We start from the raw sequence: 21,534 nt of genomic DNA, 5'->3' as shown, positions 1-21,534 counted from the left end.
CGCTTGACGCGCACGCGCGTGCACCTACGGCTCCGGCTCGATCACGGAAAGTCGTCGGGTCGGGTGTCGGGCAGCGTGGCCAGCAGTTGCCCGGCCAGCCGCCGCACCGCGCCGTCATCCTCCTGATGCGCGAGCCGCACGAGCACCTCCCGGGTCCGGGTGTCCCTGTCGTAGTGACGGGTCAACGCGAGCAGCGCGGTCCGGCGGATCTCCCAGTCGTCGTCGTCAGCCAGCCGCAGCAGCAGGTCCCGTACCCCCGTGCGGCCGGCCAGGCTGGCGCCCAGCTGCTCCACGGCCCGGCGGCGAACCTCCAGGGCCGGATCGTCGCGGACCAGCCCGACCAGCAGCACCTGAACCTCCGGGTCGGCGCCGAAGTGCTCGCCGAGCGCGGCGGCGATGCGGGCGCGGATCGCCGGGTCCTGGTCCGACAGACGGCGCATGAGCCGCAGCGTCACCGCCATGGACGCCGAGCCCTGCTCGGTCAGACAACGCACGGCCGCATCGAACACGGTCGGGTCGGTGTCGGACTCGACGCATTCCAGCAGCACGTCGGTCACCAGTTCCGGGCTCCCGTACGCGCAGAGGGTCTGCACGGCGGCCAACCGGATGCCGACGTAGCTGTCTCGGCGGGCCCGCCGGCACAGTGTCTCCATCAGGCCCGGGGCGTCGCCGTGGCGGGCGAGCGCCTGGGCGGCGGCGCACAGCACGTTCGGGTCGGGGTCCCGACTGACCTGCTCGGCAAGGCACTCCCGCACCTCAAGGTCCGGTGGGTCGGCGAGACGGGCCAGGCTACGGGTGACCCGCAGCCGGACGATCGGGTCCCGCTCCTGGGAGGCGCGGCTGATGAGCAGATCCCGGGTCGCGTGGCCGAACAGCGGTCGCCCGGTGAGCAGGTCGACCGCGGCGAGCCGGACGCTCGCGGTCGGATCGCGTCGAGCGCTCTCCAGCAGCAGTTCCCCGGTGCGGTGGTCGGGGTAGGCCTCGGCCAGCGCGCGCACCGCGGCGAGGCGTACCGTCGCATCCTCGTCGACGTGAGCCGAGCGGGCCACCACGGTCCACCCGGTGTCGTCGGCGCGGTCCCGGTCGATCAGAGCGGTGACCGCGGCGGCCCGCACGGAGGACTCCTCGTCCTGCTCGATCTGATCGATCAGCCGGGCCCGGCAGCGCCCCTCCGGGTCGGGTACGAGCGCCAACCGCTGCACGGCGACCACGCGGACCCGCGCGGACGTGTCCGAGCAGGCCAGCTTCAGCAACAGCTCGGTGCTCTCCGGGCTGGGTCGCTCGGGCAGCAGTTGGGTCAGAATGCAGCGTCGGACCTCGTCCGGGGAATCGCCGGTGACCCGCTGCAACGCCGTGGTTCGTGCGGTCTCGGCGTACTCCGGCAGAACCAGCAGACCCTTCAGCACGCACTGCACCACACCGGGGTCGGTGTCGGTGGCCAGCAGCCGTTGCATCGTCTCGGGTGCGTCCGGCAGGTCGGCGCAACGCGCGGTGAGCACTGCGGCGGCGGCTCGCCGTACCGCGACGGCGGTGTCCCCGGTGGCCCTGGCCAACACCTGACGGACGTCGTCGGAGAGTTCGGACCGGGTCCCGAGGGACTGCACGGCCAGCGCCCGCACCGCGAGATCAGGGGATTTGGCGAGGTCGCGCAGTACGTCCACGAGGTCGAGGTCGGCGCCGAAGTGGGCGACCAGCGCGCGGACGGCGGCCTGCCGCACCGCGGTGGAGACCTCGGCCTGCGCCTGGGCGAGCAGGATGTCCCGGCATCGGTGACTGCTGCCGCCGGTGGCCTCGAGGCGGCCGGCGGCCTCGGCCAGCCCGGCGACCAGGGTGAGGTGGGCCTGCCGCTCGCGGCCCTGCCCCAGCTCCCGGACGAGCAGGTCCTCCATCTGCTCCTCGGCGGTGGACAGCACCGCCGCGATCCGGGTGGCGAAGGGAGAGCCGGATCGCCAACTGGTCCGGACCCCACGGCGGCGGTACCAGTGCAGGAAGATCTCCCGGCCGGGCCAACTGGGGCCGAGCGCCCGGATCGAGGACAGCAGCTCCTGCTCGGTGAGATCCACCAGGTTCGGGTCGTCGGCGGAGATGCCATGCTCGATGAGACGCACGACCTGGCGCAGCACGGCGTCGCCCGCGCCGGCCAGTTCGGCGGGCTGCGGCGCCTCGGCCACGCACTGCGCCGCCAGCACCAGGTTCCACGGCGGCCCGGTCAGGTTCAGCGGCGGCCACGGTTGAGTGGCCTCGGTGGCGAGCAGGGTGACCAACTCGTTGGCGGTCTGGGCGGGCAGGGCGCTGGCGACCAGTCGAAGCACCTCCCGCCACGACGGATCGGCCCAGCGCTCGCGAAACAGCGAACGCAGACGATCGAGGTCCCAGGTCGGATCGTGCTCGCATCTGTCCACGATCTCTTCGGCACAGAAGAACTCCAGGAACGCGCGGTGCACGAACCCGAACAGTCGCAGTCCGTAACGTTCCAGGATGAAGCTTCGCTGCCGCAATTTGTCGATCATCGAGTAGGCCATGGCGAGCGCCCGCTCATTCTCAAAACCGTAGAACGCGACGAGGTGGTCCCGGAAGATGCGCGCCAGTTCGTCGGACTCAATGTAGTTTCCGGCGGGGCCGGACTCGCGGAACTGCATCCAATACGCCAGGTGACGCAGCAGCCGACGCTTCGCCTGCAGGTCCAGCGACGGCACGTCGCCGTGGCTCTCGCGCAGTTGCTTGGTCACATCCCACTCGGAAATCAGTACGTCGGTCACGTGCGCGTAGAGCCGGCGTCGGTTGCGGGGCAGCGGGTGACCCCGGCCGACGATCGCCATGAGCATCAGCAGCAGAGGGTTGCCGGCGATCTCGCGCATCGCTCGAGAACTGCCCACCACGTCGAGGATCTGCCGCCGCTGCCGCTCTGCCTCCGCAGCCGGCGTGGGCATCACATAGCGGTACCAGTTGCCGAGAAACCTCGCGATCTGCTCGTCGTCGAGATCCTCCAGCGTGAAGTGGTCGAAGCCTGCGTTGGCGAAGGTGTGCCGCTGGTAGCCGGCCGCCCGCGAAGTGACCACGGTCAGCACCCCCGGGTACTCGTTGGCGAACGTGGCGATCTGCGCGGCCACCTCTTCCCGCTGCGCGGGGTCGAACACCTCGTCGAGGCCGTCGAACAGGAACAGCGCCTGGCCGCCCTGGCGCAGGTACGCCTCCAGCACGTTCTGGTCGATACCGGCCAGCCCCTGCTGGTGGCGGTGGCCGACGTAGTCGAGCAAGCCGTCGCACCGGCCGTCCCCGTGATGGGTGGCGTAGGAGCGCAGCTCGATCAGGACGGGTAGGTACCGGTCCAGCGCGCTCAGTCGAGGCTCGACGCAGACCTCGGCCAGCGTCAGCGCCAGGTACCGCGCGGCCGCGGACTTGCCGGAGCCGGGGTCGCCGAGCAGCACGATCATGCGCCGGCCCGGGTCGGACACCACGTCGAACAACGACAGCTCGTCCTTGGCTGCGTACTCCTCCCAGAGCCGCTCCACCTCCTCCGGGTTGACCACCCCGGGCAGCCCGCCGACGTCGTCGCCCGGCGTGGACCCGGCCCAACGCCACCACGCCAGCGGCATCTCCGGTCGCGCGTCCTCGTGGACGCGGGGCTCCACGAACACCTTGGGCAGCCCGACGGTGAGGTAGCCGATGGTGGGACGCGGTGAGACCGCGTCCACCGAGACGGCCTGGTATCTCAGCGACAACTGCTTGTAGTACTGGTTGCGGACGGCCGTCGGCAGGTGGGTGTCCGGGTCGGCGGGCTCGCGCGCCGGGGACCTGCCACTGCGTACGTCGGCCAGTGCGGCGGTCACCTTGGCGGTGAGGTCGTCCACGCCGGAGAAGAAGGCGCAGAGGTGGCGCTCCTTGAGCTCACGGCGCAACGCGACGATCTGCTGCCAGTCGGCATCCCGGTCGATCATGTCGACCGGCCAGGGCGTGTCCTCCGCGAGCAGGAAGACCAGGCAGGGCTTTCCCGCCGCCAGCGCCTCCCGGTACTCCAACTCGGTGATGGAGGACTCCTGGCCCGGCGGCCGGAACCCGTACCGCCAGGCGAACAGCCCCACGTAGAGGTCGCACCGCCGCACGTCGGCGAGGCAGCGCTCCAGCGGCGGCCGGATGTCGGCGCCGTACGCCTCCATGGCCACGTCGTCGATCTCGAGACGGCGAGCCACGGCGTGCACGGCAGCGCGGTATTCCAGCAGGTCCTTTTGTGTGGCCGAAATGTAGACCTTCATGAACGGCAAACTCCAGGGGGTGGCTGGCGACCGCACCATTGAAAATATCAGCCGCTGTCACGTCCGTCCGACCCGCGAACACTCCGAACGCCCGCCGTACATGGGATTCCCGCCGACCCCGGGCTTATGATGGCCATCAACAGATACGGATCCGGGCGGTCGAATCTCGTACTCGCGGAGTTTCGGTTGTCCGCGGATCCGTGTCAGTGCCGGTCGCGAGGTGTGTACGTCAATCAGCATGAGCCGCATTCCGCGGGATGAGCGCGGGTCGGTGGCAGCGTTGCGGAGGAAGCCATGCTCACGGTCGGTGAGGTGCACACCAGCCTTCTGCAGCACAGCACGGCGTTGGCCCAGGAGCAGAGCGCCGAAGTGCTCAGCCTGATCGAGGGCGAGGCGGTGCTGACCTCGCGGCGTCCATCGCTGTACGCGGTGTCACCCGATGTCCGCACCGGTGTCGACTGCTGGCTCCCGAGCGCCAGACAGCGCCAGTTGCGTGGGGTGGGAGCCGTCGTCACCCGGGCCATCATCACCGGCGGCCGGATCGTGCAGGCCTCCTCGGTCATCCACGTCGTCGCTGGCGAGCGCCGCCAACCGTGGTCGCACTATCTGGCCAACCCCGGCGTCCTGGAGACGGTCGGCAAGCTGGACGTCGCCGACCTGGGCGCGGGCTTCCTGCACGGCAACAACGCCGACGTGCTGAACCTGGAGGCGATCACCGGCAGGGTGCTCGACGGTGTGCAGATGTCCGACCTGCTGGACCGGCGCCCGCCACTACGCACCGCCCGCACACGGCTGCGCTGGACCGCGCAGGCCGACGAGCGTCCGAACCGGGACGTCTCGGCGGTGGTCACCGTGGACTCGCCCACCCTGCGTACGGTCGAACTCGTGCTGGACCCGCAGGACGTGCCGGCCGCCGTGGCCGGGCTCTGCGAAGATCTCGCGTTGCACGACTGGCTGCTGACCATGCTGTCCTCGCTGGTGGAGTCCGTGGTCACCCGATCGGCCCCCGGGCAGGAGCACGTCGAGCGGCTGCGGCCGGTGCTGGAGCACCTGCTGCACCTGTGGCTGCCCGGCGCGCGGGTGCACCCGCGGCTGCGGCCGATCTGGGACCAGTTGGAGCAGGTACCCGGGTTCAGCCGTCAATGGAACTCGTCGGTCAACTGGATCCGGGATCAGATCAGCGTGAGCAACATGGCTCTGCTGCGCGACCTGGCCGGTCGGGTGGCCGTCGACGAGCCGTGCCGACGCTGAGCACGCTCAGTCGCTGATGAACACGTAGCTCAGCCGGTCGACCAGCTCGCTGGGCAGGTGCAGGCCCTCGCCGCCGGCCCGTTTGGCGACCTGCTGCGCGACCGCCGGCGGCACCGCCACCTGGCCGAGGATTGTCCGTACGGCCAGCTCCACCGGCAGGTACTGGGTGCCCATCAGGGTCAGCGTGCGATACGCGCAGAACGGCGCGGCCGCCGGGTTCAACTGGACGATCGCCGGTAGTTCGTCCCAGTCCGTCGGCAACTCACCGGCGAGCCGACACGGCTGCGTCATCGTCTCGCCCCGATGCCGTAGCACGCCGAGTCGGGTCATCTGCCAGACCGAGGCGAGCAGGGCGCAGGCCCACACCCGGGCGTCCGGCTCGTCGGACCAGAGCTCGATGTCGACGAAGATGGAGTGCCGGGGGTCGCCGGACTGCAACGGCGGAGACCACGGACGTGGCAGGGTCATCGCCGGCGCGTCGACGTGCCCGGGGGACCGCTTACCGTTGGACAGCCAGCCCGACTCGCTCAACGGTGGACGACTCCCGGTGGTGTGCCGAGGTGGCTCCACCACCAGTGTGTCGACCACCAACCGGGCCAGCTCGGCACCGTCGTGCCGGGCGAAGCTGGACTCCCGGGCCACGTAGTCCAAGATCAGGCCGTGCTCCGCCGCAGCGCTCTGCACCTGCGGGATCACCTCGCGGGGGGTACCGAAGCGGTGAAAGTAGTCGTCCAACATGAAGCAGGTGCTGATCCGCGGCTCCCGGTGTGCGGGCAACCCTCGTCGGGCCAGCGCCGGGATCGCGGCCGACCAGTCAGCGATCCGCTCGAACTTGCGCCTGAGCTCCTCACACCCGTCGCCGAAGTCCTCAGCGTAGAAGTGCCCCAGCTCCACCGACAGATGCGAGTACGCCACGCTCTCTGTACGACGCACCGCAGCTGCCTCCTGGAACCTGACATCCATGCCGATCACGCGGTGTCCCATGCCGTCTCGTCGAAAAGCTTCTCGGTCAGGTCAACGAACGCGTCCACCGTCTTGACGTTGGCAATCTTGGATTGCACGTCGTGATCGGAGATCAGCTGCTCCCGCCACTGCAGCAGAGGATCCAGCGGCACCATGCCGAGCAGCGTCGTACGCCCGACACCTCGTCGTCGGGCCAGCTCCGACAGCTCCGCGTCGCACTTGCGCAGGAAGGCCTGCTGGGCGAGGCCGAGGTGGCCGACCTCCGGGCCACGTGAGTCGATCACCGCCGTACGGATGAAGCGCAGCGACTCCCGCAGCCTGTCCGGCTCGTGGCCGTACTCCTTGCCCATGGCCACGATCCCACCCGCCTCGAAGGCCAGGTCCGCCGCTGCGGTGACGTGCTGGGGTGTCCACCGGTGGAAGACCAACCAGCGCACGGCGACCTTGCGCAGGGTCGAGGTCGCGGTGGCGGCCAGCGCGATCTGGCTGGCGTACGACCGGCCGGCGCTGAGGTCCACCAGGGTCAGGTCGAACTCCTCCTCCAGCCGGAGGAAGAGCTCGGCGCAGCGCTTGGCGATGTCGTTGGTGAAACCGAACTCGCTACCGTTGCGTTGCCCCGGCAGGAGCACCAGCGGACCGGACCCGATGGGCCTCTGACGCAGGCTGGCACGTTCGGAGGTGCCCCACACGTCCAACTGCTCCGGAGACGGGATCTCCCCGCGCAGATATCGGTGCAGGCCGCCACCGTTGGGCCCGGCGCCCTCCACGCCATTGACGGCCTGCGGAATCTGGAACGTGATGCCGGCGGTCGGCGAGCCGAAGTCGTAATCCAGGTAGCAGGTGGGGCGACCGGACAACGCGCTGCGGTAGGCGATGTTCGCCGCGGTCACCGACCGCCCGGTGCCGCCCTTGTGCGACGTGACGAAGACCAGCATTCAGATCCCCTCGCTGGCCTTCTGCTGACCGGTGGCGACGTCGTTGAGCAGCAACAGGAGAGTGTTCGCCAGAGCGGCCGCCGTGCCGGGACGCTCGTCAACCAGCAACTGCGCCCGGCCCAGGCTGGCTCGGATGCTGCGCATGCTGCGCTGCATCGCCTCACCGTCGAAGGTGCCGCGCATCAACTCCCGGTCGAACAGGTATTCGGCCTCGTCGATGAGATCCTGCGCGTAGTCGGCCAGCCGACCGGCTCGCGGGAACGGCCGCTCCCACAGCAGCTGACCGGAGGTGACCAGAGCCTGCACCACCCGCTCGGTCAGATACCAGGAGGGTGCGTCCGGCTTCGGCGCCAGGCCGGGAAAAGCACCACCGGCGTGGTCCCACAGCCCCTGGTGCCGGCCGTCCGGGATGCGCCGCAGCAGCAGGTGGTCCCACACCTCGTCGGCCAGCTCGAGCAGTTCGCTGCGCCGTCGGGCGTTGCTCAGCAGACCGGCGACGGTGGTCGCCCGCTGCAGCAGCACCGTGGAGAACTCGTTCACGTTCCACGTCATGATCGGCTTTGACGTGTCGTCGTTCAGTGTCACCCGCTTGCCTGGCGCGTGCACGAACAGCGCCGGCTCGCCGGGCGACGCCCGCCGGGTGATCCGCGCCCGCTGCGCCAGCTCCACCAGCACCGAGGCGATCCGCCCGAGCTCCTCGTCACCGCCGCGCCCGACGGCGATCAGGCCCTTCACCGCCAGCGACGTGGCCTGGAGGGTGTAGTAGTCGGTCCGGTCACCGTCGGTCGTCCGCCAGGGAATGTCCTCGATGGGCCACCGCCGTCGGTTGCCGAAGGTCGCCACCGTCGCCCAGTACGTCCGGGTGAGCTCCCAGCGCAGTTGCAGCGCCCGGGACAGCCGCTGCTGCTCCTCGTTGAGCAACCCGAGCAGCCGGGTGCGTTCGGAGTTCAGGTCCTCGATGGCGTCCATCGCGATCACTGTGAAGTAGAGGTAGGGAGCGTTCTCCGCAGCACCCTCACGCTGCAGCCCGATCGGCTCTGTGGTCGGAACCTCCTCGGCCCCGGAGATGATCCCCCACGACCAGCCGCACTCGAACAGCATCTCGCTGTTGTCCAGGTCCTCGGTCACCCGACCAGATCCGATGATCACGCTACGCAGGCTCGCCATCGTGTCCCGCAACTGCTCGCGCAGCGCCGCCACCAGTTCGCGGCGCGGCAACTCGTCCTGGTTGACCATGTCGCACAGACGAATGCCGTACTCGTCGCTGGAGGTGAAGACGAAGGTGCTGAAGCTGCGGAGCAGGCCGACCATCGCCGCCGTCAGGCGCGCGCCCGCCATCGCCTCCAGTTCGTCCAGTTGCGCCAACAGGTCGCGCCGCTGGGTGGAGCCCCGGTAGACCTTGACGAAACCGATCGTCGCCAGCGTGAGTGTGACCGACACCGCGAACGAGTCGACGATGTCCAGGGAACGCTGCTCGTCGGTGAGCTCCGGACCGCCCTCCAGCGGGGTGAGGTAACTACCCCCGCCGAAGATCGGAGCGCCAGCGTCGTCGGTGTACCGCCGGAAATAGTCGATCATCACGCTGACCAGCCGGCGGGGAATCTCGATCGCGCCGCCGATCGGGCTGAGCGCGTCGATCACCTCTTCGTCGGCGCGGTCCGGGTCGTCCAGTGACAACACGGGGACCTTGGCCGCGGGAAGCAACAGGGTCAGCAGTTGCTCTGCGTCGCTGATCGAGTTGCTACCACTTCGGCTACCCCAGTGCCATTCACCGTTCGCCCAGCAACTGCGAACCGTAGCCCGCCAGATGTCGAGGATCTCCTGGCGCGGCTGCATCCGCATGATCCACCGCCGTCTGTTGTAGTCGTCGACTCGAAACCTCTGGTATTGCCGTGCCCACGATGGTCCACTATGACGTACAGCATCATGGTAGCGGGCCAGTCGAGTGCCACTTGAAAGGCTTCGAGGGTCGCGTGTCGGCACTCCGGCCAATCGGGCGCGATGGAATGCCGCGCCGCCACGCTGCGCCGACAGCACGACATCCGCGCGTCCCACAGGCCCGCGTCGGCGCTATCCGCGGGTACGGCCGGTGGCCAGCAGCATGCTCAAATACCCGTCCCGCAGCGGCGGCTTGGGCCGCACCTCGTGGACGTCCAGGTCGTACGCGCCAGTCGCGATGCTGGCCACCACGTCGGCGCGCTGCAGTGCCACCGCCGGGAACATCCGCCGACCGACGCTGTAGCCGAGGGACCCGAGCATGACCGTCACGGCGAAGGGCGACCCGGGCCGCAGCGCGTCCAGAAACCGACCGATCGCGTGCTCGGCCTCGCCCCGGTCCGCCGAGATGGAGCAGGCCACGAAGAACATCGTGCCGGCGCTCCAGGCGTGCCTCGGCAGGGTGAAGACGCTGGCCCGCACCACCCGGCCCACCTGCGCCAGGCGCCGGCGCGGGTCCGCCAGTGCCGCGTACGCCGGGTGCTCCGCACACACCTGCCAGTACGGGTCCCAGAGCTCGTCGTAACTGTCGACCTGCGCGCGCAGCCAGTTCACGTTCGCCGTCGACCATTCGCACAGGTCGACGGCCTTCGCGAACGGCAGAAGCGACAACGCCGGGTACAGATTCGCTCCCGACCCCACGTCGACGCACCGCGCGTCGGAGAGCTTCGCCTCGGCGAAGAAGTCTCGGATGCGGCAGAGGATCTCCCGATCGTCGGACCGCAGATCCGCGTAGTTGTGCCGGACATATGCCTGCGGGTCGAAGCTGTCCCACTCGACGTCGGAATTGACCGGCCTCGGCGACTGAATCGGCGAGCGTGGCGTCGACTCGCCGCAACCGCCCCCAGTCGCCGGGCTCAACGCCATGGACGGGCCTCCATCGGGTCGGCGAATCACATAGGTCGCTGGAGCGGCGCTCAGTGCACTGCCCATTATGTATCGGAGGTGGTGTTGGCTCACAAGTGTAGGAACTTCACCAACCGCCGGGAATGACAACGACAGGACGGTGGCAGGATGCCGACGACACGTCCGCACCGACCCGATCGGCATCGGACTGGCCTCCGTCTTCGCAGCCCACCACATCAGACAAACGATCACCGCGATGAACGAAGCTGAGCCCTTGGATCATCCGCCCGCAAAGCGGGCACAGCAGCTCAGACGATCATCACCGAGTGCGACGCCAAGTTGGAGCGCTACCGGGCCCGCAGTCGGGCACGTTCTCGACGCAGACCAATCTTCGCCGCCCAGGCCGACACCTGCGAGCACTGCAGGGCACCCGTCGTCCACGCTCACGACGCGCCTCGCACCCAGCTCCACACCCAGGGCTCGGTGCTCGTCGGCCCAATAACTGATCCCACCCGTTCGAACGGGGCTGGTAGCGTGCGCCGAACATGAAGATCATGGGGGAACATCGATGAACCGAACTCGACTCGTCCTGACTGGTTTGGCCGTTGCGGCAGCGATCGCGATGTCCGGCTGCGATCCGCAGCCCGAATCTGAGGGCACCGCAACCTCGCCGTCCCCGGCGGCCTCGAGCGCCGCCCCGACCGGCGGCGCGGCCACCACCGCGACCAGCACCGCAGGCAACGACGCGGCCACAGTGAAGGCCTGCGCCGACATCAAGAAGGACATCAAGGACAACGCGACCAAGGTCACCGAGGCCGAGAAGATCGGCCCGCCGGCCGGGCACTTCGCGGTCAGTGCCCAGTGGGCCGCCGGCTCGGTCGCGATCCTGGCGCACTCGATAGGCGCCAACGAGGCAGTCGCCGCGGCCTCCGAGAAAATTCAGAACGAGATGATGGGCCTGAGCGACGCGTACAACAAGTCCGCCAAGGCCAAGCCCAGCAAGAAGGCCCTGGAAGCCGCCATCAAGGAGCTGGACACCGCCTGCTCGGCCGCCTGACCGGTTCGACCACGCAATCGGCGGTGGCCCTCACCCGGACGGTCACCGCCGATTCGCATGTCCACGGCCTGCGCCTGCATGAACGATCCCACGGCGAGTCGTTCCTCGACCTGGCCACCCACCGGTTCAAGCCTCAAGGCCTGTACCTACTCGACGAACCGGAAGCCGCCCTGCCCGTGCACGGCTGCCTGGCGCTGCTCACCCGCATCCACGACCTCACTCAGGCCGGCGCCCAGTTCGTCATCGCCACCCACTCCCCCATCCTGCTGGCCGCCCCACACGCCCGGATCCTGCAGATCGAACCCGACGGCGCCATCAGCCACGTCGACTACGACAACGCCCAGCCGGTGCTGCTGACCCGATCCTTCCTGGCCAACCCACAGCGTTACCTGCACCACCTCTTCGACGGCGAGAACTAACCCGGGCTGAGGCATGCAGGTCCGTTCACGGAACACGAACCAGGACGCGCGCCAACTACGCTGCGCAGGGTGCATTTAGTACAGCCAGGACGATCCCGGAAACCTGGGGAGTCAGACACTGAGCAGCACCTCAGGCGGGTCCACGCGTTCCTGCTAAGGGGCCGGCACCGGATCCTTCGGGGCGAACCCGCGATCCAGACCTGAGTCATCCGGGTGGCGTAGCTGCACGCGGCGCAGTAGTTGGGCGTTGAGCGCGACCACGATGGTGGAGGCGGACATCAGCACCGCGGCGACCGCAGGGCTCAGGCTCACGCCGGCCCAGGCCAGAGCACCGGCGGCCAAGGGCAGGGCGACGACGTTGTAGCCGGCGGCCCAGGCCAAATTTTGGATCATCTTGCGGTAGGAGGCGCGCGAGAGCCGGATGACTCCGGTGACCCCCCGCGGGTCGGAGGAGGCGAGCACGACGCCTGCGGATTCGATCGCGACGTCGGTGCCGGCGCCGATCGCGATGCCGACGTCGGCGCGGGCCAGCGCGGGAGCGTCGTTCACGCCGTCACCGACCATCGCCACCCGAAGCCCTCGGCGTTGCAGCTCACCGACCGCCTCGTCCTTGTCGGCGGGCAGCACCTCGGCGAACACCTCGTCCTCGCCGGGCCTGAAGCCCAGGTCGGCGGCGACCGCCTCGGCCACCGTCCGTGCGTCCCCGGTAATCATGACGATCTTGCGGATGCCCTGTTGACGCAGCTCGGTAATGGCCTGCCGAGCCTCGGGACGGACCTGGTCCTCGAGGGCGAGGGCGCCGATGACCGTTGCCTGCGCGCCGTCGAGACGCAGCAGGTGCAGTACCGCCGCTCCCCGCCGGGACCACTCGGCCCGGTGCTCGTCGAGGTCACCGGACGCGGTGGCGTCGAGTTCGCGCAGCAGGGCGGGTCCGCCGACGGCGTAGCTGACGCCGTCGACGTCGGCCTGCACCCCACGGCCGGTCAGTGACCGGAAACCCGTCGCGGTACGCCGGGCGCCCTGCTGGGCGGCGGCGGTGACGATGGCCCGTGCGAGGGGATGTTCGCTGTCGGCCTCCACCGCCGCCGCGACGGTCAGTACGTCGGTCTCGCTGACGCCGCCGGTGGCGGCGACTCCAGCGACGACGTGCTCGCCACGGGTCAGGGTGCCGGTCTTGTCGAACAGAACCGCGTCGATGGTGCGCATCCGCTCCAGGGCGAGGCGGTCCTTGACCAGGATGCCGCCCTTCGCAGCCACCGCGGTCGACAGGGCGATCACCAGCGGGATGGCCAGGCCCAGCGCGTGTGGGCAGGCGATCACCAACACCGTGACAGTGCGGACGACGGCCTCGTCGAGGTTGCCGATCCATGTCCAGATCAACAGCGTCGCGGCGGCGCTGGCGGTGGCGATGTAGAACAGCCAGGCCGCGAACCGGTCAGCGAGGACCTGCGCCCTGCCGCTGGACTGCTGGGCCTGGGCGACCAGGCGTTGGATGCCGGCCAGGGCGGTGTCCTCGCCGACGGCCTCGACGCGCACCCGAATGGCCGCGTCGGTGGCCACCGTGCCCGCGACCACCCGGTCGCCGCGTTCGCGGCCGATCGGCCGGGACTCGCCGGTGATCATCGACTCGTCCAACTCCGCGCGGCCGTCGGTGATGCGCCCGTCGGCGGGCACCCGCCCGCCCGGCCGCACCAGGACCACGTCGCCGACGCCCAGGTCACCGGCCCGTACTCGTTCGGGCTGCCCGTCACCGCCGAGGCGTTCGGCGTCGTCGGGCAGCAGCGCGGCCAGCGCCGACAGTGCGCCCTGGGCCTGACCGATGGCTTTCATCTCCTGCCAGTGCCCGAGCAGCATGATCGTGACCAGAGCCGCCAGTTCCCACCAGAAGTCCAGGTCGAACGCGCCCAGCGCGGTCGCCGCCGAGGCCACGTACGCGACGGTGATGGCCATCGCGATCAGCAGCATCATCCCCGGCGCCCGGTCACGAACCTCCCGCACCGCGCCCTGCAGGAACGGCCACCCGCCGTAGACGAACACCACCGTTCCCAGCGCCGGGCCCACCCAGTCGACGCCCGGGAAGTCCAGCCGGTAGCCGAACCAGTCCATCACCATGTGACTGGTGGCCACGATCGGCACCGTCAGGACGAGGCTCAGCCAGAACTTGCGCCGGAACATCTCCGGGTCGTGCCCGGCGTGCTTGTCATGCCCGGCATGGCCGTCGTGGGCGCCGGGCTGTGCAGGCTGTCCGCTCGGGTTCCCCCGGCGGCTCTTGTGATCACCGTGGTCGCCGTGTCGGTCCACCGTCTCACCCGGGGTCTGCATCCGGTGGTGCTCGTTCTCGTGCGACATACTCATCGCCTCCTCGCCCTCAATATACCCCCCGGGGGTAGGTATCTGAGCGGAATGGCGAGGGTGATCGAGCGCGACGGGGGTGAGGGTTGTGTCCCTACGACTCTCGCGTGCGGTTACGGCGGTGGTGGACGATCAGCGCGACCGCGCAGAGCACCGCCACCAGGCCGAACGCCGAACTGATCCACTGGTTGTCCGCCGCGGTCGACAGCACCACGTTGGCCGCGGCGCTGACGAAGAGCACCAGCCACAGCAGTGGGCGTAGCAGGCCGCCCGGCTTCTTCGGTGCGGCGACCGGGGCCTCGGTGATGCGGTACGGATCAGTCATGACTGCCTCCTTCGGCGAACGTTCCTCGACGCCGTCAACGCTAGGTGGGCGGCACGGCGGGGACGATCCCGCCAGCTCGACGACAGTGGTACAGCAGGCTGTACCTTCCGTGCCGGCCGTTGCCGGGCGCGGCGGGTGGTGGCCTATGTTGGCGGGGGAGGTGGGTCGATGGCGTACGTGCGGGGCCGGGTTCGCGCCTCGGTCGACGCCCTGGAGCACCTGGTCGGAGGGCTGGGCACGGCCACGCTGGCGCTGGGCGCGCTGCTCTGGGCGGCGATCGTGGCGGTGACCTGCCTGGTCGGGGTGGGGCTGCTGGCGGCGCCCGGTGCGTTGCGGGCGGTGCGCTGGGTGAGCGACCGCGAGCGGGCCCGGCTGTCCCGCTGGGGCGAGCCGATCCCCACGCCGGGTCCGGTGCCGGCCGGGTTGCGGACGGCGACGCGCGATCCCTTCGTGCGCCGGGAGCTCGGCTGGGTCGGGCTTTCCTCGCTCATCGGCCTGGCGACGGGGCTTGTCGGCCTCGCGCTGCCCCTCTCTGCCGTGCAGTACGTCACGTTCCCGCTGTGGTACCGGCTGATCCCTGCCGACGCCGGCGCCCCGGGGATCGTCTGGTGGCGCATCGACGGATTGTCCGAGGCACTCGCGGTCGGGTTGCTCGGGGTCGGCTCGCTGGCCGCCGCGATCTGGATCAGCCCGGTCCTGGCCCGTCTTCAGGCGTGGCCGGGCCGGTTGCTGCTGCCTCCGCCGCCGGGTGTCGACCTGTCGCTGCGGGTGGCCGAGCTGACCGCCACCCGCGCTGCGGCGCTGGACGCCCACGCGGTCGAGCTGCGCCGGATCGAGCGTTCGTTGCACGACGGCACCCAGAACCGGTTGGTCGCGGTCAACGTGTTGCTGGGCGCCGCGCGGCGGGCCATGCGCCGCAACCCGGACCGGGCAGACGAGATCCTCGGGCAGGCGCAGGACGCCGCGGAACAGGCCCTCGGTGAGCTTCGTACGGTGGTGCGCGGGATCCTGCCGCCGGTGCTGGACGACCGGGGTCTCGTCGGCGCTCTGGCGGGCCTGGCCGGCAGTTGCGTGGTGCCCTGCCGACTTGAGGTTGACGTGGCTGTGCGGTGCGCGGCCTCGGTCGAGGCCACCGCGTACTTCGTGGTGGCCGAGGCGCTGACCAACGTCGTCCGGCACAGCGGTGCGAGCCGGGTGGACGTGGCCGTGCGCCGCGAGCGCGGTCGGCTGCTGGTGTGCATTGAGGACGACGGGCACGGCGACGCGGACGAGACACGTGGCTCAGGGCTCACCGGTATCCGCCGGCGGGTCGAGGCGTACGACGGCCGGATGGCGCTGACGAGCCCACCGGGAGGGCCGACGAGAATGGACGTGGAGCTGCCATGCGGATCGTGATCGCCGAGGACGACCCGCTGCTGCGTGAGGGGTTGGCTCTGCTGCTGCGGGCGGAGGATCTGGACGTGGTCGCCACGGCCGGTACGCCAGGCGAGTTCCTGGTCGCCGTCGACGAACATGCGCCGGACGTCGCGATCGTGGACGTGCGGATGCCGCCGACCCACACCGACGAGGGCATCGTGGCCGCGGTGGAGGCCCGACGGCGCCGCCCCGGCCTCGCGGTGCTGGTCCTGTCGGCGTACGTGGAGCAGGCGTTCGCCACCGACCTGTTCTCGGTCGGCGCCGTCGGGCTCGGTTATCTGTTGAAGGAGCGGGTGGGGCGGGTCGAGGAGTTCCTCGCCGCGCTGCACCGCGTCGCGGACGGTGGCAGCGTGATCGACCCGGAGGTGGTGGCGCAGTTGCTCGCCCGCAACCGCCGGACGGACACGGCGCTGAGCGAGTTGTCGCCGCGTGAGCGTGAGGTGCTGGGGCTGATGGCCGAAGGGCTCGGCAACAGCGCGATCGCCGAGCGGTTGTTCGTCACCGACGGCGCGGTGCACAAGCACATCCGCAGCATCTTCTCGAAACTTCAGCTTCCACCGGACGACCAGGCCGACCGCCGGGTCACCGCGGTGCTGCGCTACCTGGACGGCGGTCGGCGGTAGCGCCTGCTGTACCCGGACCTGGCAGCCCGCGGGATCGTCGCCGTTCTCGCACGTCAATAGCGTTTCTGGTGCGCGCAGTTCTTGCCGATGACACGGAGAGAGGCCACCAGAATGCCGGATTATCCGGGACAGACCATCGAACCGGCGGTACGCGTCGAACACCTCACCCGCGTGTACGGCGCCGGCCGCAACCAGGTGACTGCGCTCGCAGGCATCGATGTCGGGTTCGACCGGGGCACCTTCACCGCGGTGATGGGGCCCTCGGGCTCCGGCAAGAGCACGCTGCTGCAGACCGCCGCCGGGCTCGACCGGCCCACCTCCGGCCGGGTGGTCATCGGAGGCACCGACCTGTCCGGCCTTTCCGAGACCCGCCTGACCGAGCTGCGTCGTACCCGGATCGGGTTCGTCTTCCAGGCGTTCAACCTGATCGGCGCGCTCACCGTCGAGGAGAACATCGTGCTGCCCCTGCGCCTGGCCGGCGTCCGTCCGGACCGGGCCTGGCTGACCCAGGTGGTCGAGCGGGTCGGCCTCACCGACCGACTGCATCACCGGCCTGCCGCGCTCTCCGGCGGCCAGCAGCAGCGGGTGGCGATCGCCCGGGCGCTGGCCACCCGCCCCGAGGTGATCTTCTCGGACGAGCCCACCGGCGCCCTCGACTCGCGGACCGCGGCGGAGGTGCTGACGCTGCTTCGCGCGGTCGTGGACGAACACGGGCTGACCGTGGTGATGGTGACCCACGATCCGATCGCCGCGTCGTACGCGGACCGCGTGCTCGTGTTGGCCGACGGTGCGATCGTCGCCGACCTTCCGCAGCTCGGAGCGGCCGGTATCGCCGAGCACCTGGCATCGCTGGATCGGCGGGTCCTCCGATGACCGGCCTCGCCGCCCGCCTGCTGCGGCACCGCGCCGGCCCCGCCGCCGCGACCCTGCTGGCCCTGATCGCCGGCGTGCTGATCCTGGTAGCGATGGGCACCCTCGTCGAGTCCGGGTTGCGTTACCGTACGGAGCCACGGCTCTGGGCAACGGCCGACGCGGTCGTCGCCAACCGCACGGTCAGCCACACGTTCAAAGAGTTCGGCGGCGACACCACCACGAGCACCGTCACGCTGCCCGAGGGCGGCACGGTGGACGCGGCCCTGGTGGACCAGATCCGCCAGGTGCCGGGCGTCGCGGCCGTCACCGGCGACGAAGGGGTGCTGATCGGCTCACCCGCCGCCGTGGGACACGGCTGGGACACGTACTCCTTCACCGGTCGTCCCGTCGCCGCGGGTGCCGCGCCACGGGCCGACGACGAGGTGCTTGTCGACACCCGGCTCGGCGCGGCACCCGGCGACCGCATCGACCTGGTCGTCGGCGGGGTCAGGCGGTCGTACCTGGTGAGTGGAACCGCCGAGACCGGTTCGGCGGCGGTGTTCTTCACCGACGCGCAGGCCGCCCGGTTGTCCGCCCACCCGGGCCGGGTGGATGCGATCGGCGTCCGGATGGCGCCCGGCGCCGACCTCGGCGCGGTACGCGAGGTCGCGTCGGCGGCCGGCGCCACGACGTACACCGGGAAAGACCGTGGGAACGTCGAACAGTCGGAGAACCAGGCCGCCCAGGCGTTGCTGGTCACGGCCGGATCGGCCTTCGGGGGGTACGTCGTCCTGCTGATCGTCTTCGTGGTGGCCGGCACCATCGGGCTGTCCGTCCGGCACCGTCGACGTGACCTGGCGTTACTACGCGCGGTCGCGGCCACGCCGGGGCAGGTGCGCCGCATGCTGGTCGCCGAGGCCGCGCTGCTCGCCCTGATCGGTTCTGCGATCGGCGGCCCGGCCGGCCTGCTGGCGGCCCGCTGGGTACACGGCGAGCTGGTCGGGCGAGGGTTCGTGCCGGCCAGCTTCCCGATGGCCGACGGCCTGTTCGCGGTGCCGGCCGCGGTCGGTACGGCGGTCCTCGTGGCAGTGCTCGCCGCGTTGGTCGCCGCACGCCGGGTCACCGCGATCAAGCCGATCGAGGCGCTCGGCGAGATCGCTGTCGAGCCTCGGCGTAGCGGCCGGGTACGGCTGATCGCCGGCGTTCTGACGCTGGCGGCGGCCGGCACCTCCGGGGCGTTCACGGTCGCTGCCGGCGGGTCGACCGGGGCACTGGCCGGAGCGGTCGGCATGCTGTACCTGTTCGTCATCGCGGTGGCGCTGCTCGCACCGAGGATCAACGCGTACGCGGCACGCCTGCTCACACCGCTGTTGCCGCGGATGTGGCGGGTCAGCGGCTACCTGGCCGCGGCCAATCTGCGGGCCAACGCGCAGGGCATGGCGACGGTCCTGACCGCCCTCGTGCTGTCCGTGGGGTTCGGCGGCTCGGTCTGGTTCCTGCAGACCAACCTGGAACGGCAGACCACCACGCAGAGCAGCGCGGGAACTCTCGCCGAGCGGGTGCTTGTCGCTCCGGGTGGGCTGCCGGCGGACACGGCGCGGGAGATCCGCGAGCTGGCCGGGGTGCGGGCGGCCACTGGTGTGCACCGTACGCAGGTGCTGGTGCGGGCGCTCGGCGGAATCGAGCCGGTCAGCGCGCAGTCGGTCGACCCGGCGGGCATCACGTCGACGATGGACCTCGCCGTGCGCGAGGGCAACCTGGCCGACCTGCGCGCGGGCACTGTCGCCCTGTCGGCGATGCAGGCGTCCTCGTCCGGCTGGGATGTCGGCGATCAGGCGGAACTCTGGCTGGGCGACGGCACCCCGGTCACGTTGGACGTCGTCGCGATCTACGGCCGTGGCCTCGGCTTCGGCGACGTCACGCTGGCCGCCGAGACGGTCGCCGGGCACACGGCCGGGGATACCGACGACGAGGTCCTGGTCAGCGCCGGCCCGGAGGCCGACACCGCGTTGGCCACGTGGTCGGCTGGGCGACCGGGCACCGAGGTTCTCGACGCCGCCACCCGAACGCGCCTGATCAGCACCGATCTGGCGATCGGGGCCTGGCTGAACCGGCTGCTGATCGGCGTGATGGTGGGGTACGCGGCGCTGGCGGCGGCCACCACGATGGTCATGGCCGCGCTGGCCCGCCGCCGCGAGTTGGCGTTGCTCCAACTGGTCGGGGTCACCCGCCGTCAGATTCGGAGGATGGTCCAGGCCGAACAGGCAGGGCTGCTCGGCACCGCGGTACTGATCGGCGCGACGATCGCGGCGCTGACCCTGAGCGCGATCGTCAACGGACTGACCGGCAGCCCGATCCCGTACGTCCCGCCGCTCGGATGGGTGGCGGTGCTCGGCGGCACGACACTGCTGGCGTTGGCAACCACTGTGTGGCCCGTCCGACGGCTGCTCAACGCTCCTCCGATCGACAACATCGGGGTGAAGGAGTAGGCGTCGCGGCTCGAATGTCGGCGACCGTGCCGCCTCCGCGTACATCGCTGAGGCGGCACGGTCGCACTGGTGTCCCAGCTACGGGTGGCCCCAGGGCCGCGGCAAAGTCTCGGCGGCGGCCGTGGCTGACGGCGACACACGGCCAGGGACCGTTGACCCCAGGCGCGCCCGACCTGCTCCCACGGCCCCGGCCATCACCAGCTGCCCCCACGGACGCTGCGCTTTATAAGCGGCAGAGGCGGATGGTGTCGAGCGACGGCAGTTCCGTCAGGATCGGTACATGGCGAACGTCTGGTCCGGTGTGACGATTGATTGCCTTGACCCCGAGCGGGTAGCCCGATTCTGGAGCGGCCTGCTCGGTCGCGAGCCCGGTCCGTCGCAGGAGGGTTGGGTTTACCTCGGTGAACGAGGTGAAGCTCAGCCACGGCTGGTGTTCCAACCGGTGTCGGAAGCCAGGACAGGCAAGGTGCGGATTCACCTCGACATCTCCGTCGACCAGATCGACGAGGCAATGGCCCTGGTCGTCGATCTCGGTGGCCGGTTCACCGGCGAGCGGCACGACTACGACGAGGGCGTGGTTGTCGTTATGGCCGACCCTGAGGACCACGAGTTCTGCCTGGTCCAGTATCACCGCTGACGGTGGCGGACCTTCGCTACGAGTACCAGCTCGCTGCGATGAACGAGCAACTCGGCATTCAAACCGTCTGGCTGCCCGCCCGTCCACAGCTGGGCATGGTGTCGCGTGGGGCGGGAGGCTCAGGACAAGAAGTGGTGCAGGGCTGCGGTCAAGTCGTCGGGGTTCTCCTCGGCGACGTGGTGGCCGGACTCAATCGAGTGCCCGCGTAGATCGGAGGCCCACGGGCGCCAGACGGCTAGCGGGTCGCCGTACAGGTCTTCCATGTCGTCCCGGGTCGACCACAGCACGAGAGTCGGGCAGCCGACAGTACGACCGCCACGCCGGTCGGCTTCCTCGTGCGCTCGGTCAACGCCGAGGCCCGCCCGGTAGTCCTCCAGCATGGCCCGAACGGTGGCCGCATCGTGGATGGCCCGCCGGAACTCCTGGTAATTCGCGGCTCCCATGCTCTCGGGCCGGGCCTTACCGGCGTACCAAGCATCGGGGTCGGCCGCGATGGCCCGCTCTGGCTTGTCCGGCTGCGCAAAGAAGAACCAGTGGTACCAGTCATGGGCGAACTTCGCATCGCACCTGGCAAGAGCCTCACTGATGGGAACACCGTCGATGACCACCAACTGACTGACCAAGTCGGGATGATCCAGCGCCAGGCGCAACGCCACGTACGACCCACGGTCATGTCCGACCGTCGCGAACGTCGGGTGGCCCAGTTTCTCCATCAGCTGGACCAGGTCCGCGGCAACCACCCGCTTGGACTGCTGCGAGTGATCCGCGAGGATCTGCGCCTTGCCGGACTGCCCATAGCCGCGCATGTCGGGACAGACGACGGTGAACCCGCGACCAACCAGCTGCGGCGCGACGCGATGCCACGTCGACCCCGTACGCGGATGTCCGTGGATAAGGAGGACCGCAGGCCCGTGCCCCGCATACCGGACCCGGAGCTCCACCTCCCCGACATCGACCCGCTCGTCCTCGAAACCGTCAAACATGCGCGGAAAGTATCCAAGACACGCCAAGAGAAACATCCACTCATGGGCATGCACGGAGGTCGAGCGCCTTCGTCGGCCGGCTGACGGCACTCATCGGCCGCACGCCGTCATCGCCGCGGTCGCCACCAACCGAAGCTG

At 70.0% G+C, this 21,534-nt stretch carries 16 protein-coding genes; 8 read left to right on the top strand and 8 right to left on the bottom strand.

Annotation, left to right across the window (positions count from 1 at the left end; genetic code table 11):
• Positions 1-41: 41 nt before the first annotated feature.
• The gene (locus GA0070561_RS23045; RefSeq protein ID WP_167362473.1) at positions 42-4,253 is read right to left on the bottom strand and encodes a HEAT repeat domain-containing protein; all 4,212 of its coding nucleotides are present in this window, start codon (positions 4,251-4,253) and stop codon (positions 42-44) included.
• 294 nt (positions 4,254-4,547) lie between these two features.
• On the opposite strand from GA0070561_RS23045, the gene GA0070561_RS33710 reads away from it, so the two are divergent.
• Complete coding sequence (locus GA0070561_RS33710) at positions 4,548-5,504, top strand: SCO2521 family protein (protein WP_091404653.1); 957 nt, start codon at positions 4,548-4,550, stop codon at positions 5,502-5,504.
• 6 nt (positions 5,505-5,510) lie between these two features.
• Here the strand turns inward: GA0070561_RS33710 and GA0070561_RS23035 are convergent, their stop codons facing one another.
• The 4 genes from GA0070561_RS23035 to GA0070561_RS23020 all read right to left on the bottom strand — a co-directional run bounded on the left by GA0070561_RS23035 (position 5,511) and on the right by GA0070561_RS23020 (position 10,264).
• Positions 5,511-6,467 carry an SCO2522 family protein gene (locus tag GA0070561_RS23035; RefSeq protein ID WP_258395631.1) on the bottom strand — a complete coding sequence of 319 codons (957 nt, stop codon included), beginning with the start codon at positions 6,465-6,467 and terminating at the stop codon, positions 5,511-5,513.
• 5 nt (positions 6,468-6,472) lie between these two features.
• Positions 6,473-7,402, bottom strand: coding sequence for an SCO2523 family variant P-loop protein (locus tag GA0070561_RS23030; RefSeq protein ID WP_091404650.1), 930 nt, complete (start codon positions 7,400-7,402; stop codon positions 6,473-6,475).
• The gene (locus tag GA0070561_RS23025) at positions 7,403-9,244 is read right to left on the bottom strand and encodes an SCO2524 family protein (protein WP_112620071.1); all 1,842 of its coding nucleotides are present in this window, start codon (positions 9,242-9,244) and stop codon (positions 7,403-7,405) included.
• Positions 9,245-9,472: 228 nt separating this feature from the next.
• Positions 9,473-10,264 (bottom strand): SCO2525 family SAM-dependent methyltransferase, encoded by a 792-nt coding sequence (locus tag GA0070561_RS23020; protein WP_091404642.1) that lies wholly within the window; start codon positions 10,262-10,264, stop codon positions 9,473-9,475.
• Positions 10,265-10,811: 547 nt separating this feature from the next.
• Here GA0070561_RS23020 and GA0070561_RS33705 point away from each other — a divergent pair.
• On the top strand, positions 10,812-11,300 hold the full coding sequence (locus GA0070561_RS33705; protein ID WP_167362472.1) for a hypothetical protein: 489 nt from the start codon (positions 10,812-10,814) through the stop codon (positions 11,298-11,300).
• Between the two features lie 23 nt (positions 11,301-11,323).
• Positions 11,324-11,719: a hypothetical protein gene (locus tag GA0070561_RS23010; RefSeq protein WP_244166390.1), complete on the top strand. Its 396-nt coding sequence runs from the start codon at positions 11,324-11,326 to the stop codon at positions 11,717-11,719.
• Positions 11,720-11,872: 153 nt separating this feature from the next.
• On the opposite strand, the gene GA0070561_RS23005 is transcribed toward GA0070561_RS23010, so the two are convergent.
• Together GA0070561_RS23005 and GA0070561_RS23000 are read right to left on the bottom strand one after the other, a co-directional pair.
• Positions 11,873-14,068 (bottom strand): heavy metal translocating P-type ATPase, encoded by a 2,196-nt coding sequence (locus GA0070561_RS23005; RefSeq protein WP_167362471.1) that lies wholly within the window; start codon positions 14,066-14,068, stop codon positions 11,873-11,875.
• Between the two features lie 97 nt (positions 14,069-14,165).
• The gene (locus GA0070561_RS23000; protein WP_091404631.1) at positions 14,166-14,396 is read right to left on the bottom strand and encodes a hypothetical protein; all 231 of its coding nucleotides are present in this window, start codon (positions 14,394-14,396) and stop codon (positions 14,166-14,168) included.
• Positions 14,397-14,564: 168 nt separating this feature from the next.
• Here GA0070561_RS23000 and GA0070561_RS22995 point away from each other — a divergent pair, with 168 nt between their 5' ends.
• From GA0070561_RS22995 to GA0070561_RS22975, 5 genes are all read left to right on the top strand, one after another.
• The gene (locus tag GA0070561_RS22995; RefSeq protein WP_091404626.1) at positions 14,565-15,791 is read left to right on the top strand and encodes a sensor histidine kinase; all 1,227 of its coding nucleotides are present in this window, start codon (positions 14,565-14,567) and stop codon (positions 15,789-15,791) included.
• Positions 15,779-16,435, top strand: a complete 657-nt coding sequence (locus tag GA0070561_RS22990) for a response regulator transcription factor (RefSeq protein ID WP_091404623.1) — start codon at positions 15,779-15,781, stop codon at positions 16,433-16,435. The genes GA0070561_RS22995 and GA0070561_RS22990 overlap by 13 nt, the downstream gene beginning before the upstream one ends.
• 111 nt (positions 16,436-16,546) lie before the next feature.
• Complete coding sequence (locus GA0070561_RS22985) at positions 16,547-17,308, top strand: ABC transporter ATP-binding protein (protein ID WP_091404619.1); 762 nt, start codon at positions 16,547-16,549, stop codon at positions 17,306-17,308.
• Positions 17,305-19,776, top strand: coding sequence for an FtsX-like permease family protein (locus tag GA0070561_RS22980; protein WP_091404615.1), 2,472 nt, complete (start codon positions 17,305-17,307; stop codon positions 19,774-19,776). The genes GA0070561_RS22985 and GA0070561_RS22980 overlap by 4 nt, the downstream gene beginning before the upstream one ends.
• A gap of 280 nt (positions 19,777-20,056) precedes the next feature.
• Entirely contained in the window at positions 20,057-20,413 is a 357-nt protein-coding gene (locus GA0070561_RS22975) for a VOC family protein (protein ID WP_091404610.1), read from the top strand.
• A 119-nt stretch (positions 20,414-20,532) separates the two neighbouring features.
• Here GA0070561_RS22975 and GA0070561_RS22965 read toward each other — a convergent pair whose 3' ends face one another.
• Entirely contained in the window at positions 20,533-21,396 is an 864-nt protein-coding gene (locus tag GA0070561_RS22965; protein WP_091404605.1) for an alpha/beta fold hydrolase, read from the bottom strand.
• Between the last annotated feature and the right edge of the window lie 138 nt (positions 21,397-21,534).

It is taken from the genome of Micromonospora saelicesensis (genome assembly GCF_900091575.1).
GTDB classification, from domain to species: Bacteria; Actinomycetota; Actinomycetes; order Mycobacteriales; family Micromonosporaceae; genus Micromonospora; species Micromonospora saelicesensis.
This window is presented reverse-complemented; position numbering and strand designations above follow the sequence as displayed.